Origin of the sequence: Frateuria sp. (assembly GCF_013362045.1) — a bacterium.
GTDB lineage: Bacteria > Pseudomonadota > Gammaproteobacteria > Xanthomonadales > Rhodanobacteraceae > Frateuria_A.
In genome coordinates, this window is the sequence record NZ_JABFWW010000197.1 from 1 (window position 1) to 15,790 (window position 15,790).

Below are 15,790 nucleotides of genomic sequence, written 5' to 3' on the forward strand. Positions count from 1 at the left end.
GGTGGGCCGAACCACGCCCTGCAAGAGTGGCTTGACCACCATCAGGTAAAAGAACGCCAGGAAGGCGAGCCGCAATGCTGTCGAGCGCGGTGGTGGCGGGCCCAGCCCGCCTGATCGACTACGCGATCACCCGCGGCGGTTTCGGCCCGGCTTCGAGCGGCACCTCGGCCGCGCCTCGATGGCGGCCGTGTACACGGCGTTCGGGCTGGGACTGTTCGCCGGGGCCTGGCTGCGGCACCGTCGTCGGCGATGAGGCCCGGGGTGTGGAGCATGGCACGCCCGTTTCCGCTCCGGCCTGCAGGCCCGCGGCCGTAGCGGATGATCGGTTATTCTTGGTGCATTGCCGCAACCGGTGCGGCGTGAGCTTTCGGTTCGATCGTCTATGAGTGATTCGGTTTCCCTGCAGCCGCGCCCGGCCGGGCCGGCAGAACGCCGCGCCAGCGTGGGCGTGCGCGTGGGCAAGGTGATGGTGGGCGGCGGCGCGCCCATCGTGGTGCAGTCGATGACCAACACCGACACCGAGGATCCGGCCAGCACCGCCAAGCAGATCGCCGAACTGGCGCGCGCCGGCTCGGAGATCGTGCGCATCACGGTGAACACGCCCGCCGCCGCGGCGGCGGTGCCGCGCATCGCCGAGCGGCTGGCGATGATGGGCGTGGAAGTGCCCATCGTTGGCGACTTCCACTACAACGGCCACCAGTTGCTGGAGGCCGAGCCCGCCTGCGCGCAGGTGCTGGCCAAGTACCGCATCAACCCCGGCAACGTCGGCTTCGGCAAGAAGAAGGACAGCCAGTTCGCGGCGATCATCGAGAAGGCGATCCAGTACGGCAAGCCGGTGCGCATCGGCGCCAACTGGGGTTCGCTCGACCAGAGCATGGTCGCCGCGTTGATGGACGAGAACGCAAAGCGCTCGCAGCCGTGGGATGCCGGCGTGGTCGCGCGCGAGGCGCTGATCCGTTCGGCGCTCGATTCGGCCGTGCGTGCCGAGCAGCTCGGCCTTGCGCGTGATCGCATCATTCTTTCCTGCAAGGTCTCCGGCGTGCAGGAGCTGATCGCCGTCTACCGCGACCTGGCCGCGCGCTGCGACTACGCGCTGCACCTGGGCCTGACCGAGGCCGGCATGGGCTCCAAGGGCATCACCGCCTCGGCGGCCGCGCTGGCGGTGCTGCTGCAGGAGGGCGTCGGCGACACCATCCGCATCTCGCTCACCCCCGAGCCGGGCGCGTCGCGCACCGGCGAGGTGATCGTCGCGCAGGAGCTGCTGCAGACGATGGGCCTGCGCGCGTTCACGCCGCTGGTCACCGCCTGCCCGGGCTGCGGGCGCACCACCAGCGAGTTCTTCCAGGAGCTGGCCAAGACCGTGCAGATGCACGTGCGCACGAAAATGCCGGAGTGGCGCGTGATGTACGACGGCGTGGAAAACCTCACCCTGGCGGTGATGGGCTGCGTAGTGAACGGGCCGGGCGAATCCAAGCACGCGAACATCGGCATCTCGTTGCCTGGCAATGGCGAGGCGCCCTCGGCGCCGGTGTTCATCGACGGCGAGAAGGCGATGACGCTGCGTGGGGAGCACATCGCCGAGGAATTCGTCGGCATCCTGGACGACTACGTGGCTCGCAAGTACGCCGCACGCGCCGTCTGAGGCGCCGCACTCCGGCACGCGCCGGAGATGTGCGCTGGTTCACGCGTCTGGCGGCCGCGCAGGCAGGCGGAAGACAGCGTGTCGACAGCGCAGCCGCGGTCCGGAAGAATGGTCCTCCAATCGCGCCCAGTGGAGCCTGGCGTGTCCAGCAGCCCTCAGTTCCGTACCGCCTTTTTCTACGTCGCGTTGTCCGCGTTGTGGATCTGGCTGTCCGACCGCGCCCTGGCGTTGTTCATACACGACCCGCTGCGCATGACCTGGGCGCAAAGCGCCAAGGGCTGGTTCTTCGTCACGCTGACCGGCGTGATGCTGTTCTGGCTGATCGGCAGGGATCTCAAGCGCCTGGCCGCGATCAACCAGCAGCTGGTGCAGGGCCATGAACAGGCGTTGCGCGTGCTGGTCTCTGCGATGGACATCCGCCACAAGGAAACCCGCGATCATTCCGACCGGGTGATGCGCATGGCCATGGGCCTGGCCAGGTTGACCGGGATGCAAGGCGAAGAGCTGCTCGCGCTCAAGTTCGGCGCGCTGCTGCACGACATCGGCAAGCTGGCCCTGCCCGACAGCATCCTGATCAAGCCGGGCAGGCTGGACGAGGCGGAGATGGCGCACATGCGCATGCACCCGCAGATCGGCCGCGAGCTGATGGAACAGGTCGACTTCCTGCGCAGGGCCACCGACATTCCCTATGCGCACCACGAACGCTGGGACGGCGCCGGCTACCCGCGTGGCCTGTGCGGCGAGGAGATTCCGCTGGCCGCGCGCATCTTCAGCATCGTCGACGTGTGGGACGCGCTGAGCTTCCCGCGCGTGTACAAGCCGGCCTGGCCCGAGGAGGAGGTGCTGGCCTACCTGCGCGGCGCCGCCGGCAGCCAGCTCGACCCGCACCTGGTGCAGCTGTTCCTGGAGCACTACCCGGAAATCAAGTCGCTGGGCCTCCCCGACGCGACGCTGCCCATGGAGCCCGCGCACTCCTGAATGCGCCGCGCTAGAGGAAGCCGCACGCCGCCCGCGAGCCTGCCTGGCGCCAGTGGGCCGGATCGAACGGCTGCGCGGTCAGCCGGCGCGCCTGGGCGAGGAAGTCCTCGCGCGGGATCTCATGGGCGCCCAGGCCGAGCAGGTGCGGGTTGCTGACCTGCGCATCCAGCAGGGGAAAGCCCCATTCCCGCAGCAGTGCCGCCAGCGCCACCAGCGCGAGCTTCGAGCCTCCGCTGCGCGCGCTGAACATCGACTCGCCGCAGAACAGCCGTCCCACCCCCACGCCATAGATGCCACCGACCAGCAGGTCCCCCTCCCAAACCTCCACGCTGTGGGCATGGCCCTGGGCGTGCAGCGAGGCATAGGCCTCGACGATCGCCGGGCCGATCCAGGTGCCTTGCTGCCCTTGCCGCGGCGCCGCGCAGGCATGCATCACGCGCCCGAAGGCCTCATCCACGCTGACGCGCCAATCCTTGCCGGCCAGCGCGCGGCGCAGGCTGCGGTTGGCCTTGAGCGTGGAGGTATCGAAGACGCAGCGCGGGTCGGGCGACCACCACAGGATCGGCTCGCCCGGGTTGAACCACGGGAAGATGCCGCGCTCGTACGCCGCCAGCAGCCGCCGTGGCGACAGGTCGCCACCGAAGGCGAGCAGGCCGTTGGGCTCGGCCAGGGCATGGCGCGGATCGGGAAAGCGCTCGGGCGAGGCCGGGTCGAGCAGTGGCAGGCGGATCACCGGCAGGCCTCCGCATAGGGTGTGTGCGCGGCCAGCTCGGCGGCGTAGTCGTCGATCCCCTCGGCTTCCAGCGCCAGCGCATTGCGCACGGCTTCGCGGAACTGCGGGTGGGCGAGGTAATGGCGCGAATGCGTACGAACCGGCACGAAGCCGCGCGCGAGCTTGTGCTCGCCTTGCGCACCGGGCTCGAAGCGTTGCAGGCCGTGGGCGATCGCATGCTCGATGCCGCGGTAGTAGCACAGCTCGAAATGCAGGCCGGGCACCTCGACGCGGGCGCCCCAATAGCGGCCGTAGAGCGTGCCGTCGCCTTGCAGGAACAGCGCCATGGCTTCGATGCGCTTGCCTTTCGATGCGGTCGCCACCTGGACGGTGTCGCCCAGTCCGCCCAGCGCGCGGAAGAAGGCGAGCGTCAGCGCCGCGTGGTTGCCCTTGGCGTCGAACGTGGCCTTGTAGAGCGCGTGCACCTGGCGCCATTGGTCGTCGTCCAGATCCTGGCCCGGCAGCACCCGTATCGCCAATCCGCTGGCCTGCACGTGCGCGCGTTCCTGGCGGATGTTCTTGCGCTTCTTGGCCTTGAGTGTGTCCAGGAAATCGCCGAAGCCGGCGTAGCCGCGGTTGTGCCAGTGGAACTGCACGTCCGAGCGCGCGAGCCACTCGCCGTCGAAGGCGGCGAGTTCCTCATCGCCGAGGAAATTGGCGTGCGCCGAGGACAGGCCCAGCCGTTCGGTCTCCGCGCGGATGGCGTGGACCAGCGCCTGCCGCAGGCGCGGCGCGCGTTCGCCGTGGCCGGCCAGCAGCCGTGGCCCCGGCACGGGCGAATAGGGCACCGCGTTGAGCAGCTTCGGATAGTAGTTGCCGCCGGCGCGCTCCCATGCTCCGGCCCAGCTCCAGTCGAACACGAACTCGCCGTGCGAATTGCCTTTCAGGTACAGCGGCGCGGCGGCCACCAGCACGTCGCCTTCGTACAAGCCCAGGTGATGCGCCTGCCAGCCCCACTCCGGGCGGATGCAGCCGGTGCGCTCCAGTGCGTACAGGAATGCATGCGACACGAACGGGTTGGGTTGCCCACGCAGTGCGTCCCAGGTCGCCGCGGGGAGCTCGGCGATGTCGGGATGGAAACGGGCGGTAAGCATCGACTGGGAGAGGGGCTTTGCCGGAGACGCAGACGGCAAGACTAGCGAACTTGCACATCCGACCCAAACGCGCGGACCTGCGGCGGGCATCCGGCTCGTGGCCTCCACGTTTGGAGCGGAGGTTCCATCAGCATTGACTCCGCCATGTTGCACCGCGCCATAATGCGGCTCCTCCAACTTTTGGACGCGCGCGGTGGGCAGGGTCTGGAATTTCAGTGCGGGACCGGCGGCATTGCCGCAGGCGGTGCTCGAGCAGGCGCAGCGGGAGCTGCTGGACTGGAACGGCAGCGGCGCCTCGGTGATGGAGCAGTCGCATCGCGGCAAGCGCTTCATCGCCATGGCCGAGCGGGCGGAAGCCGACCTGCGCGAGCTGCTCGACGTGCCGGACGACTACGCCGTGCTGTTCCTGCAGGGCGGCGCCACCCAGCACTTCGCCCAGATCCCGATGAACCTGGCTGCCCCCGGCGACAGTGCCGACTATGTGGTGAGCGGCCACTGGAGCGAGAAGGCCGCGAACGAGGCGATGCCCTACCTGCGCGTGAACGTTGCCGCCAGCAGCAAGGCCGACGGCTACCTGCACCTGCCCAGGCGCGGCGCCTGGCGGCTCGATCCCGCGGCAGCCTACGTGCACTACACGCCCAACGAGACCATCCACGGCGTCGAGTTCCACGACGTGCCCGAGGTGGGCGACGTGCCGCTGGTGGCGGACATGTCCTCCAACATCCTGTCCGGGCCGCTGGACGTGCGCCGCTTCGGGCTCATCTATGCCGGCGCGCAGAAGAACATCGGCCCGTCCGGCCTGGTGCTGATGATCGTGCGCCGCGACCTGCTGGAGCGGGCGGGGCGACCCATGGCGCGGATCTTCCGCTACGCCGAGCACGCCGCGGCCGGTTCCATGCTCAACACGCCCAACACCTGGGGCTGGTACCTGGCCGGGCTGACCTTCGGCTGGCTCAAGGCACACGGCGGGCTGGCCGCAATGGGCGAGCGCAACCGCGCCAAGGCGGCGCTGCTCTACGCGGCCATCGACGGTTCGGATGGCTATTACCGCAACCCGGTCGACGCGGCCTCGCGCTCGCGCATGAACGTGCCCTTCACCCTGCACGATGCCGCGCTCGACGCGGCGTTCCTGGTCGAATCGGAAGCGGCCGGCCTGCTCGCGCTGAAGGGACACAAGGCGCTGGGCGGCATGCGGGCCTCGCTCTACAACGCCGTGCCGCTGGAGGCGGTGCAGGCGCTGGTGGGGTTCATGCGCGACTTTGCGCGCCGCCACGGCTGAGCCTTCTGCTAATGTTTGGACTTCTATACGGCTGGACACCCGAATGAACGACCCGAAGGCCTCGCTGGGCCAGGTGCGCGACCGCATCGACAGCATCGATCGCCAGATCCAGGAGTTGATCTCCGAGCGCGCCAACTGGGCGCAGGAGGTCGCGCGGGTGAAGGGTGAGGGCCTGTCGGCGATCGACTATTACCGCCCCGAGCGCGAGGCGCACGTGCTGCGCATGGTGGTCGACCGCAACAAGGGGCCGCTGTCGGATGCCGAGATGGTGCGGCTGTTCCGCGAGATCATGTCCTCGTGCCTGGCGCAGGAAGACCCGCTCAAGGTCGGTTTCCTCGGGCCCGAGGGCACCTTCAGCGAGCAGGCGGTGCGCAAGCATTTCGGCCACGCCGCCTACGGCCTGCCGCTGGGCAGCATCGAGGAGGTGTTCCAGGAGGTCGCCGCCGGCCATGCCGACTTCGGCGTGGTGCCGGTGGAGAACTCGGGGCAGGGCATGATCCAGGTGACGCTGGACATGTTCCTCACCTCCGAGGCGCGCGTCTGCGGTGAGATCGAGCTGCGCGTGCACCAGTGCCTGTTGTCGAAGGCGGCCGGGCTGGGCGAGATCCGCCGCGTGTTCGCGCACGCGCAGTCCCTGCAGCAGTGCAAGACGTGGCTGCGCGTCAACCTGCCCGACGTCGAGTGCGTGGCGGTAAGCAGCAACGCGGAGGCCGCGCGGCTGGCGCGGCATGCGGACGATGCGGCAGCCATCGCGGGCAGGACGGCCGGCAAGGTCTACGGCCTCAAGCCGCTCGCCGAGGGCATCGAGGACCGCGCCGACAACACCACGCGCTTCCTGGTGATCGGCCGCTCGCTGTTCCCGCCCTCGGGCAACGACCGCACCTCGCTGCTGATCACCGTCAACGACAAGCCCGGCGCGCTCTACGACGTGCTGAGTCCGTTCGCCAGGCACGGCGTGAGCATGAACCGCATCGAATCGCGCCCGGCGCACACCGGCAAATGGCAGTACGCCTTCTTCATCGACGTTTCCGGCCACATCGACGACGCGCCGCTGCAGGCGGCGCTGAAGGACATGGGCCCGGTCGCCACGCAGGTGCGCGTGCTCGGCTCCTACCCGGTGGCGCTGCCGTGAGCGGCGCCAGCGATGCGGCCTGGCGCCTGGACTGGATCAGCCGCCCGGCCGGGCCGCTGCGCGGCACGCTCGCGGTGCCGGGGGACAAGTCCGTCTCGCACCGAGCACTGATGCTCGGCGCGCTGGCCGAGGGCGACTCGCACATCCGCGGCTTCCTCGAAGGCGAGGACACCCGCGCCACCGCGGCGGTGTTCGCGCAACTAGGGGTGTCGATCGAGACACCCGCGCCCGGCGAGCGCCTGGTGCATGGCGTTGGCCTGCATGGCTTGCGTGCCGCCGGCCGGCCGCTCGATTGCGGCAACGCCGGCACCGGCATGCGATTGCTCACCGGGCTGCTCGCGGGCCAGGCGTTCGATTCCACGCTTGTGGGCGATGAATCGCTGTCGCGCCGGCCCATGCGCCGGGTCACCGAGCCGCTGGAGCGGATGGGCGCGCGCATCGACACGCGCGAGGGCCTGCCGCCGCTGCATCTTCATGGCGGCCGGCGCCTGGAGGGTATCCGCTACGAATCGCCGGTGGCCAGCGCGCAGGTGAAGTCCGCGCTGCTGCTGGCTGGGCTCTATTCGCAGGGCGAGACCGAAGTGCTCGAGCCGCACCCGACCCGCGATTACACCGAGCGCATGCTGGCCGCGTTCGGCTGGCCGATCGACTTCGCCCCCGGCCGCGCCCGCCTGGCCGGCGGCTACACGCTGCACGCGACCGACGTGCAGGTGCCGGCGGATTTTTCCTCGGCGGCGTTCTTCCTCGTCGCAGCGAGCCTGGCGCCCGGCTCCGACCTGCTGCTGCGTGCGGTTGGCCTGAATCCGCGCCGCACCGGCCTGCTGCAGGCCCTGCGCCTGATGGGGGCCGACATCGAGGTGCTCGACGAGCGGGCGAGCGGCGGCGAGCCGGTCGCCGACCTGCGCGTGCGCCATGCACCGCTGCACGGCGTCGAGCTGCCCGAGGCGCTGGTGCCGGACATGATCGACGAGTTCCCGGCGTTGTTCGTCGCCGCGGCCGCAGCGCGTGGCACCACGGTGATCCGCGGTGCGGCCGAACTGCGCGTGAAGGAATCCGACCGCATCGCCACGATGGCCGCCGGCCTGCGCGCGCTGGGCGTAACGGTGCAGGAGACGCCCGATGGCGCCGAAATCGCAGGCGGCACGGTGGGTTCGGGCACGGTCCAGGGTCACGGCGACCACCGCGTGGCGATGAGCTTCGCCGTCGCCGGACTGGTCGCAGACGAAGGCGTGCGCGTCGAGGACTGCCGCAACGTGGCCACCTCGTTCCCGGGTTTCGTGGAACTTGCCAACGGTTGTGGCTTCGCGCTGGCGGAGGCGTAGCGCGGCTTTTGCTTTCTCCCCCATCGGGTCTCGCGGATGGACAGGCATTGCGTTCGACCGCGCGCCGGATGCTAGGCTCGCCGCTTTCCAATCACGCGACACGCCATGTCTGCAGCTCCGCCTTTCATCGTCGCCATTCCCGCCCGCTACGGCTCGACCCGCCTGCCGGCCAAGCCGCTGCGTGTCATCGGCGGTGTGCCGATGGTCGTGCGCGTGGCCCAGCGCGCGCTGCAGGCCGGCGCGAGCCGGGTGGTGGTGGCGGTGGACGACCCGCGCGTCGCCGAGGCGCTGGCCGGGCAGGGCGTGGATATCTGCATGACCCGCAGCGACCATGCCTCCGGCAGCGATCGCCTGGCCGAGTGCGCCGCGCACTACGGCTGGCCGCACGACGCCATCGTGGTGAACCTGCAGGGAGACGAGCCGTTCGCACCAGCCGCCGGCATCCGCGAGGTGGCGCGCGCGCTGGCCGAGGACGACGCACCGGTGGCGACGCTGGCCACGCCCATCCAAGACGCGCACGAGCTGTTCGATCCCAACGTGGTCAAGCTGGTGCGCGATGTGAACGGGAGGGCACTCTACTTCAGCCGCGCGCCGCTGCCGTGGGCGCGCGATGCGTTCGCCATCGACCGCGAGGTGTTGCCGCAGGCCATGCCGTTCCTGCGCCACATCGGCATCTACGCCTATCGTGCCGGTTTCCTTGGCCGCTACACCGACCTGTCGCGCACGCCGCTGGAGCAGGCCGAATCGCTGGAACAGCTGCGCGTGCTCGAGCACGGCTTTCCCATCGCCGTGCGGCTGACGCCCGAGCCGTTCCCGCCCGGCATCGATACCGAAGCCGACCTGCAGCGTGCCGAGCGCTGGCTCGCCACCCAGCGATAAGCCGCAGGGTGGGCTTCGGCCCTCCAGTTCCTCCGGGGCCATGGCAGGTGGGCTGAAGTCCGCCCTACAGTCGATCGCGCCTTCGCCGGAACGGCTAGAATTCCCGCATGCAGTCGTCCCATGCGCCGCCCTTCGACGGCAAGGCCTTCGTCCAGACCCTGACCACCTCGCCCGGCGTCTACCGCTATTTCGACGCCGACGGCGAGCTCCTGTACGTGGGCAAGGCAGGCAATCTGAGGAAGCGCGTCGGCAGCTACTTCCTCAAGCCGCGGATGGAGCCGCGCATCAGCGCGATGATCGCGCAGATCGCCCGCTGCGAGACCACCGTCACGCGCACCGAAGGCGAGGCGCTGCTGCTCGAGTCGCAGCTGATCAAGTCGCTCAAGCCGCGCTACAACATCCTGCTGCGTGACGACAAGAGCTACCCATACATCTACCTCTCCGGTGGCGAGGACTATCCGCGCCTGGCCTTCCACCGCGGCGCGAAGAATCTGCCGGGGCGCTTCTTCGGGCCTTACCCGAGCGCCTTCGCCGTGCGCGAGAGCCTCAACCTGATGCAGAAGCTGTTCAAGGTGCGCCAGTGCGAGGACAGCTATTTCCGCAACCGCTCGCGCCCCTGCCTGCAGCACCAGATCGGCCGCTGCACGGCCCCCTGCGTGGGGCTGGTCGGCGTGGAGGACTACGCGGCCGACGTGCGCCATGCGCAGATGTTCCTGGAGGGGCGCAGCAGCGCGGTGATCGACGAACTGGCCGTGGCCATGGAGCACGCCGCCGCCGCGCTCGACTTCGAGCGCGCAGCTGCCCTGCGCGACCAAGTCGCCGCGCTGCGCAAGCTGCAGGCGCAGCACCACGTGCAGGGTGCCAGCGCGGACATGGACGTGATCGCCTGCCGCATCGAGGGCGGCATGGCCTGCGTGAGCGTGCTGTTCTTCCGCAACGGCATCAGCCTGGGCACGCGCGACTTCTTCCCGCGCCTGCCGCTGGATGCCGAACCCGCCGACGTGCTCGCCCAGTTCGTGGCGCAGTACTACCTCGAGCGGCCGGTGCCGCGCGAGCTGATCCTGGGCGAGGCGGTGCCGGACCAGGCGATCCTCGCCGAGGTGCTTGCGCAGCAGGCCGGCCACGCGGTGGAGATCAAGTCCAGCGTGCGCGGCGAACGCGCGCGCTTCCTGCAGATGGCCGAGCGCAACGCGCAGGCCTCGCTCACCTCGCGCCTGGCCAGCCGGCAGACCCTGGGCGCGCGCTTCGAGGACCTGCAGAAGCTGCTTGGATTTCCCGAGCCGCCGCGAAGGATCGAGTGCTTCGACATCAGCCACACGATGGGGGAGGCGACGGTCGCCTCCTGCGTGGTGTTCGGGCCGGAAGGGCCGGAGAAATCGCACTACCGCCGCTTCAATATCGCCGGCATCACGCCCGGCGACGACTACGCCGCCATGCACCAGGCGCTCACCCGGCGCTTCCGCAAGGTGGCGGCGGGCGAAGGCGCCAGGCCCGACGTGCTGTTGATCGACGGCGGCGGCGGCCAGGTGGCCCAGGCGCTGGACGTGCTGGCTGGGCTGGGCGTCGGCGGCATCGAGGTGGTGGGCGTGGCGAAGGGGCCGGGCCGTCGCGCCGGCGAGGAAACCCTGGTGCTGGCCAGCTCCGGTCGCGAGATCCATCCTGGTCCTGCCTCGCCCGCGCTGCACCTGGTGGCGGCCGTGCGCGACGAGGCGCACCGCTTCGCCATCAGCGGCCACCGCAAGCGGCGCGAGAAGGCGCGCGAGCGCAGCGTGCTGGAGGACGTGCCGGGCATCGGCGCGCGCCGCCGCGCGGCGCTGCTCAAGGCCTTCGGCGGGCTGGCCGGCGTGGAGGCGGCCGGCGTGGAGGAACTGGCGTCGATCAAGGGCATCGACCGCGGCCTGGCCGAGCGCATCTATGCCGCCCTGCACGGGTAGCCTGCAAAACCCTGTGCGACACTGACTTCGACCACCGACGGAAAGGACCATGCGCATCAACCTCCCCACCTGGCTGACCCTGTTCCGCGTGGCGTTGCTGCCGGTGATGGTGGTGGTGTTCTACTGGAAGTTCACCGGGCACAACATCACCGCCGCGGTGGTGTTCCTGCTGGCGGCGATCACCGACTGGCTGGATGGCTACCTTGCGCGCAGGCTCAACCTCACGTCGGCCTTCGGTGCCTTCCTCGACCCGGTGGCCGACAAACTCATGGTCGCGGTCACGCTGTTCCTGCTGGTCGAATCGCACCGTGGCGGCTGGTCGGGCATCCTGATGGCGGTGACCGCGGCGATCATCGTGGGCCGCGAGATCAGCATCTCGGCGTTGCGCGAATGGATGGCCGAAATCGGCATGCGCGCCACGGTGAAGGTCGCCTTCGTCGGCAAGCTCAAGACCGTCATGCAGATGATCGCGCTGGTGGTGCTGATCGTTCAGCACGAGAAGAGCGCCGAGGCATTGCGGCTGTACCACATCGGCGAAGCACTGCTGGTGATCGCCGGCGTGCTCACGATCTGGTCGGGCCTGCATTACCTGCGTGCGGCCTGGCCCATGCTGCGCGGCGACCCGCCCAAGCAGCCCGGCAAGGGCACCGGCGCGGAAGCTTGACGGGCCGGTTTTCGCCGCTAAAATGCGCGGCTCCGATGCGGGAATAGCTCAGTTGGTAGAGCACGACCTTGCCAAGGTCGGGGTCGCGAGTTCGAGTCTCGTTTCCCGCTCCAGTTTCTCTCTCGAAGCCCCGGTCCTGCCGGGGCTTCGTCGTTTGGAGCGGGCATCGGCGGCACGCGGAAAACGCGCGCAAGGCCTTCACATCCGGCCGCGTTCTGCTATGCTTTCCGACTCTGATGCGGGAATAGCTCAGTTGGTAGAGCACGACCTTGCCAAGGTCGGGGTCGCGAGTTCGAGTCTCGTTTCCCGCTCCAGTTCCTAAACCTCGGACCACCGGGGTTTTGTTTTTTGAGCGGACCGCGGCGACGCGCTCCGTGCGCGATGGCCAGGTGGCAGAGTGGTCATGCAGCGGCCTGCAAAGCCGCGTACGCCGGTTCGATTCCGACCCTGGCCTCCATTGCGCGCTCATCGAAGGCCCGCCACCGGCGGGCCTTTTTTATTGGTCGTAGCCTTCACGTCTGGCCCCGAGTCCGCCGTTCGGCGTGCGGAGAGTAGGTAGGCCAGATGCCTGCTGCTACGATGCCACGGCTCCGCCCGGATGGCGAAACTGGTAGACGCAAGGGACTTAAAATCCCTCAGCCGCAAGGCTATGCGGGTTCGATTCCCGCTCCGGGCACCAAACCGTTCGCAGCTTCGGTTCCGATCACTCGGCCTACAGCCAATGACCCAGCAGCCAATGCCGAACCTACACCCCGGTGGCGCCACCGGTTTGGCCGGGGAGGTCGAACGGGCTGCCGAACCACCGGAGCCCCGGCCAGGGCATCTGGTCGTCCTGCTGGTGGAGGACGATGCTCTCATCCGCATGGATGCAGCCGAGATGCTCCGGGAGCTGGGCCATGAGGTGCTCGAAGTCGAATACGGTCCCGATGCCCTGGCAGCGCTCCAGGGGCGCCATGTGGACGTGCTGGTGACCGACGTGGGGCTGCCCGGCATGTCGGGCATCGAGCTTGCGCGGCGGGTCCGCCAGCTGCGGCCCGGCATCGGTTTGATCTTTGCCACGGGCGATACGGAGCTGGAAGGCAAGGAGGCATGCAGGGACGCGGTGTTCCTGTGCAAACCGTACGACGCTGCGAGCCTCGCCAGGAGCGTTCACCGCACGCTGACCGGCCGACAGGAGCAAAGTGGATGCAGGTGCCCGGGATCCCCCAGGCCCTAGCATCGCCACGTACGCGCATCACCAAAAAAAGCACCACGCTTGCGCGTGGTGCCGGCGGGCTTCCGTGAATTGGTGGAGGTGGCGGGAGTCGAACCCGCGTCCGAAGGCGCTTGACGCCCGGTACTACATGCTTAGCTCACCGTTGGATCTCGTCCCGCGACAGCACGGCGTGCGAAGCGCATCGAAGGACCAGCCTGCTTGATTTGACCCTGGCCGACAGGCGGCGGCTTCGGGCGATCCCGTGATGATGACCCTACATCCACGAGCACAGGCACAAGTGGGTTCGGGGCTAGGCCTTAAGCGGCCAGAGCGTAGTTGTCGTCGTTGGCAACTATGAGTTTGCGGCTGGATTTACGAGGAAAGCTGCCCCCTCGGCATGCACCAAGCCATCTCACTACCCCCGTCGAAGCCAGGACACCCCCGGGGAAATCTGAGCTGGTCAGTCGAACAATTATATGGGGCCGGCGCGATGCGCTTCAATGCGCGCGCCGGAAGCCGTTCAGGCCTCGCGGTTGTGCGCGCGCATGGTGCGCTGCTTCTCGCGCTGCCAGTCGCGCTCCTTCTCGGCGTCGCGCTTGTCGTGCGCCTGCTTGCCGCGCGCCAGGCCGATCTCCACCTTGACCTTGTTGCCTTTCCAGTACATGGCGATCGGCACCAGCGTGTAGCCCTTGCGCTCGACCGCGCCGATCAGCTGGTCGATCTCCTGCTTGTGCAGCAGCAGCTTGCGCGTGCGCCGGTCCTCGGCGATCACGTGGGTGGAGGCGCTGATCAGCGGCGGGATCGAGGTGCCGACCAGGAAGATCTCGCCCTTGAGCACCACCGCGTAGCCGTCGCCGAAGTTGATCCGTCCGGCGCGCAAGGCCTTCAGCTCCCAGCCCTGCAAGGCGATGCCGGCTTCGTAGCGCTGGTCGATGTGGTACTCGTGGCGGGCGCGCTTGTTGAGCGCGATGGTGCCGCCGGCGTGCTTGTCCTTGTCCTTCGCTTTTGCCATGTCCGCTAGACTTGCGCCTTTGCGGATGCGCGGTGAAGCCGGCGCATCCGGAATGATGAAAGAGGTCACCGTGATCGAAATCCGACGAAGCGCCCTGGTCAACTACACGCCGGCGCAAATGTTCGATCTGGTCAACGATGTCGAAGCATACCCAAAGCGCTTCTCCTGGTGTGCCGGCGCACACGTGCTCGAGCGCGAAGGCGACATGCTGGTGGCGCGGCTGGACCTGAAGTTCGCCGGCCTGCGGCAGAGCTTTACCACCCGCAATACCACCCAGCCTCCGCATCGCCTTCGCATGCAACTGGTGGAGGGGCCATTCCGCCGTCTGGATGGACTGTGGGAATTCGTCGCGCTGGGCGAGCGCGGCTGCAAGATCGCCTTCGCGCTGGATTTCGATTATGTGGGCCTGGGCGCCGGCGCCATCAAGCTGGGCTTCCAGGGGCTGGCCACGCGTATGGTCGAGGATTTCAGCCGCGAGGCGCAGCGCACCTATGGCTGAGATCGCGGTGGAGGTCGTGCTTGCGCTGCCGGAGCGCGTGCTGCTGCGGCGCGTGGTGCTGATGGCGGGCGCCACGGTGGCCCAGGCGGTTGCTGCCGCAGGTTTCGGAGACGACGGGGTGCAAGTTGATCCCCAGCGGCTGGGCATCTTCGGTCGGCGCGTAGCACCGGACCATATCCTGCACGATGGCGACCGGGTGGAAATCTACCGGCCGCTCACGCTCGATCCCAAGGATGCGCGGCGCCGCCGCGCCCGCGGCCACTAGCGCAGCGATCAGGGCGTGCCGCTGCCGCCCGGGTTGCTGGAGCCGCTATCTTCGCCGCCGTTCTTGCTCTTGTCGCCCTGGGTCTCATCGACCGGGTAGGTCGCGTGGTACTTCTTGCTGTCCTTGAGCATCTGCTCCGCATCCTGCGCGAAGAAGTCGCCCTCGGTGCGCACCAGGGTGTCGTTGTTGAAGGTGAGCGTGAACGTGCGGATCTTGATCGCGCCGCCGCGGTGCTGCTGGGTGGACACGTAATCCCAGCGGTTGTCGTTGAATGGCGTGTGCACCGAAGGGGAACCCATCAGCACCAGCACCTGGTGCTTGGTCATGCCGGGCTGGAGCTGATCGACGAGCTTCTTGTCGAGGACGTTGCCTTGCTGCACGTCGGGAACATAGACCAGTCCGCAGCCCGCCAGCGAAAGCGCCAGCATGGCCGAACCGAGCGTGCGAATCAGCTTGTGCATGCGTGTTTGCGTCCAGATCGTAAAGGTGTCGGATGATACACTAACGGCCTTGGTGCGCCGTGCTTGGAACTTGCTATGGAACAGGAAACCAGAGAGCTGCGCCGGGTCGGCCTGAAGGTCACCCATCCGCGCATGCGGATCCTGCAGATCTTCGAGGAGGAGGGCGTGCAGCACCTCACCGCCGAGGACGTCTACAAGAAGCTGCTCGCGGACCAGGAAGACATCGGACTGGCCACCGTCTACCGCGTACTGACGCAGTTCGAGGCCGCGGGCATCCTGGTCAAGCACAACTTCGAAGGCGGCCACGCCGTCTACGAACTCGACCGCGGCAAGCACCACGACCACATGATCGACGTAGACACCGGCAACGTCATCGAGTTCGTCAGTGAGGAAATCGAGCGGCTGCAGCAGGAGATCGCCGCCAGGCATGGCTACGTGCTGGAGGACCACAGCCTGGTGCTGTACGTGCGTTCGAAGGGGAAAGGGCGCTGAGCCGCAGCCTGAACAGCTGAAGAGCGGGAGCTTCCCTCCCTAACTCCAGTCCGGCCATGGCAGGCGGAGGTCGAAGGCAGGCAAAAAAAAGCCGCGGGAGGACTCCTGTCCACCCACGGCTGATCCGGTACCACCTGACGCCCCGGCCTGTGCGAATTGCTCGCTTGCCT

16 protein-coding genes, 4 tRNA genes and 1 other RNA gene are annotated in these 15,790 nt (G+C 68.4%); 16 read left to right on the forward strand and 5 right to left on the reverse strand.

The genetic code is table 11. From position 1 onward, the window contains the following. Positions 1-382 precede the first annotated feature (382 nt). Both ispG and HOQ08_RS09085 read left to right on the forward strand, forming a co-directional pair. Positions 383-1,642: a flavodoxin-dependent (E)-4-hydroxy-3-methylbut-2-enyl-diphosphate synthase gene (ispG, locus tag HOQ08_RS09080; RefSeq protein ID WP_291193498.1), complete on the forward strand. Its 1,260-nt coding sequence runs from the start codon at positions 383-385 to the stop codon at positions 1,640-1,642. Positions 1,643-1,783: 141 nt separating this feature from the next. Continuing rightward, on the forward strand, positions 1,784-2,620 hold the full coding sequence (locus tag HOQ08_RS09085) for an HD-GYP domain-containing protein (RefSeq protein WP_291193500.1): 837 nt from the start codon (positions 1,784-1,786) through the stop codon (positions 2,618-2,620). A gap of 10 nt (positions 2,621-2,630) precedes the next feature. Here the strand turns inward: HOQ08_RS09085 and aat are convergent, their stop codons facing one another. After that, a complete protein-coding gene (gene aat / locus HOQ08_RS09090; protein ID WP_291193502.1) occupies positions 2,631-3,353 on the reverse strand; it encodes a leucyl/phenylalanyl-tRNA--protein transferase in 723 nt (240 codons plus the stop codon). Beyond that, positions 3,350-4,486, reverse strand: coding sequence for a GNAT family N-acetyltransferase (locus HOQ08_RS09095; RefSeq protein WP_291193504.1), 1,137 nt, complete (start codon positions 4,484-4,486; stop codon positions 3,350-3,352). The genes aat and HOQ08_RS09095 overlap by 4 nt, the downstream gene beginning before the upstream one ends. Positions 4,487-4,679: 193 nt before the next feature. Between HOQ08_RS09095 and serC the strand changes: the two genes are divergently transcribed. The 11 genes from serC (at position 4,680) to HOQ08_RS09150 (ending at position 12,912) form a co-directional block, all read left to right on the forward strand. Continuing rightward, positions 4,680-5,765 carry a 3-phosphoserine/phosphohydroxythreonine transaminase gene (serC, locus tag HOQ08_RS09100; RefSeq protein ID WP_291193506.1) on the forward strand — a complete coding sequence of 362 codons (1,086 nt, stop codon included), beginning with the start codon at positions 4,680-4,682 and terminating at the stop codon, positions 5,763-5,765. Between the two features lie 43 nt (positions 5,766-5,808). After that, the gene (gene pheA, locus HOQ08_RS09105; RefSeq protein WP_291193508.1) at positions 5,809-6,897 is read left to right on the forward strand and encodes a prephenate dehydratase; all 1,089 of its coding nucleotides are present in this window, start codon (positions 5,809-5,811) and stop codon (positions 6,895-6,897) included. Continuing rightward, on the forward strand, positions 6,894-8,219 hold the full coding sequence (gene aroA / locus HOQ08_RS09110; RefSeq protein ID WP_291193510.1) for a 3-phosphoshikimate 1-carboxyvinyltransferase: 1,326 nt from the start codon (positions 6,894-6,896) through the stop codon (positions 8,217-8,219). Before pheA ends, aroA begins: the two co-directional genes overlap by 4 nt. 105 nt (positions 8,220-8,324) lie before the next feature. Then, the gene (kdsB, locus tag HOQ08_RS09115; protein WP_291193512.1) at positions 8,325-9,098 is read left to right on the forward strand and encodes a 3-deoxy-manno-octulosonate cytidylyltransferase; all 774 of its coding nucleotides are present in this window, start codon (positions 8,325-8,327) and stop codon (positions 9,096-9,098) included. Positions 9,099-9,205: 107 nt separating this feature from the next. Continuing rightward, positions 9,206-11,032, forward strand: coding sequence for an excinuclease ABC subunit UvrC (gene uvrC, locus HOQ08_RS09120; RefSeq protein ID WP_291193514.1), 1,827 nt, complete (start codon positions 9,206-9,208; stop codon positions 11,030-11,032). Between the two features lie 49 nt (positions 11,033-11,081). Further along, a complete protein-coding gene (gene pgsA, locus HOQ08_RS09125; RefSeq protein ID WP_291193516.1) occupies positions 11,082-11,696 on the forward strand; it encodes a CDP-diacylglycerol--glycerol-3-phosphate 3-phosphatidyltransferase in 615 nt (204 codons plus the stop codon). A gap of 37 nt (positions 11,697-11,733) precedes the next feature. Next, a tRNA-Gly gene (locus HOQ08_RS09130) sits at positions 11,734-11,809 on the forward strand. A 125-nt stretch (positions 11,810-11,934) separates the two neighbouring features. Continuing rightward, positions 11,935-12,010: transfer RNA gene (locus HOQ08_RS09135), tRNA-Gly, on the forward strand. Positions 12,011-12,079: 69 nt separating this feature from the next. Further along, positions 12,080-12,153, forward strand: a tRNA-Cys gene (locus HOQ08_RS09140). Between the two features lie 135 nt (positions 12,154-12,288). Beyond that, positions 12,289-12,375 (forward strand) — tRNA-Leu (locus HOQ08_RS09145). Positions 12,376-12,417: 42 nt separating this feature from the next. Next, positions 12,418-12,912 (forward strand): response regulator, encoded by a 495-nt coding sequence (locus HOQ08_RS09150; RefSeq protein WP_291193518.1) that lies wholly within the window; start codon positions 12,418-12,420, stop codon positions 12,910-12,912. A 70-nt stretch (positions 12,913-12,982) separates the two neighbouring features. Here HOQ08_RS09150 and ssrA read toward each other — a convergent pair. Together ssrA and smpB are read right to left on the reverse strand one after the other, a co-directional pair. Beyond that, positions 12,983-13,334, reverse strand: a transfer-messenger RNA (tmRNA) gene (gene ssrA / locus HOQ08_RS09155). Positions 13,335-13,411: 77 nt separating this feature from the next. Continuing rightward, positions 13,412-13,903, reverse strand: coding sequence for an SsrA-binding protein SmpB (gene smpB / locus HOQ08_RS09160; RefSeq protein ID WP_091336452.1), 492 nt, complete (start codon positions 13,901-13,903; stop codon positions 13,412-13,414). Positions 13,904-13,973: 70 nt separating this feature from the next. On the opposite strand from smpB, the gene HOQ08_RS09165 reads away from it, so the two are divergent. Together HOQ08_RS09165 and HOQ08_RS09170 are read left to right on the forward strand one after the other, a co-directional pair. Next, positions 13,974-14,402, forward strand: coding sequence for a type II toxin-antitoxin system RatA family toxin (locus HOQ08_RS09165; RefSeq protein WP_291193523.1), 429 nt, complete (start codon positions 13,974-13,976; stop codon positions 14,400-14,402). Beyond that, positions 14,395-14,667, forward strand: coding sequence for an RnfH family protein (locus HOQ08_RS09170; protein WP_291193525.1), 273 nt, complete (start codon positions 14,395-14,397; stop codon positions 14,665-14,667). The genes HOQ08_RS09165 and HOQ08_RS09170 overlap by 8 nt, the downstream gene beginning before the upstream one ends. Positions 14,668-14,675: 8 nt before the next feature. Here the strand turns inward: HOQ08_RS09170 and bamE are convergent, their stop codons facing one another. Beyond that, entirely contained in the window at positions 14,676-15,128 is a 453-nt protein-coding gene (gene bamE / locus HOQ08_RS09175) for an outer membrane protein assembly factor BamE (RefSeq protein ID WP_291193527.1), read from the reverse strand. 75 nt (positions 15,129-15,203) lie between these two features. On the opposite strand from bamE, the gene fur reads away from it, so the two are divergent. Beyond that, positions 15,204-15,620, forward strand: a complete 417-nt coding sequence (fur, locus tag HOQ08_RS09180; protein WP_291193529.1) for a ferric iron uptake transcriptional regulator — start codon at positions 15,204-15,206, stop codon at positions 15,618-15,620. The last annotated feature ends 170 nt before the right edge of the window (positions 15,621-15,790 follow it).

Coding starts and splice junctions, on each gene's coding strand:
- ispG (WP_291193498.1), top strand. CDS start 383: ATGAGTGATTCGGTTTCCCTGCAGCCGCGCCCGGCCGGGCCGGCAGAA.
- HOQ08_RS09095 (WP_291193504.1), bottom strand. CDS start 4,486: ATGCTTACCGCCCGTTTCCATCCCGACATCGCCGAGCTCCCCGCGGCG.
- pheA (WP_291193508.1), top strand. CDS start 5,809: ATGAACGACCCGAAGGCCTCGCTGGGCCAGGTGCGCGACCGCATCGAC.
- kdsB (WP_291193512.1), top strand. CDS start 8,325: ATGTCTGCAGCTCCGCCTTTCATCGTCGCCATTCCCGCCCGCTACGGC.
- uvrC (WP_291193514.1), top strand. CDS start 9,206: ATGCAGTCGTCCCATGCGCCGCCCTTCGACGGCAAGGCCTTCGTCCAG.
- pgsA (WP_291193516.1), top strand. CDS start 11,082: ATGCGCATCAACCTCCCCACCTGGCTGACCCTGTTCCGCGTGGCGTTG.
- HOQ08_RS09150 (WP_291193518.1), top strand. CDS start 12,418: ATGACCCAGCAGCCAATGCCGAACCTACACCCCGGTGGCGCCACCGGT.
- smpB (WP_091336452.1), bottom strand. CDS start 13,903: ATGGCAAAAGCGAAGGACAAGGACAAGCACGCCGGCGGCACCATCGCG.
- HOQ08_RS09170 (WP_291193525.1), top strand. CDS start 14,395: ATGGCTGAGATCGCGGTGGAGGTCGTGCTTGCGCTGCCGGAGCGCGTG.
- bamE (WP_291193527.1), bottom strand. CDS start 15,128: ATGCACAAGCTGATTCGCACGCTCGGTTCGGCCATGCTGGCGCTTTCG.
- fur (WP_291193529.1), top strand. CDS start 15,204: ATGGAACAGGAAACCAGAGAGCTGCGCCGGGTCGGCCTGAAGGTCACC.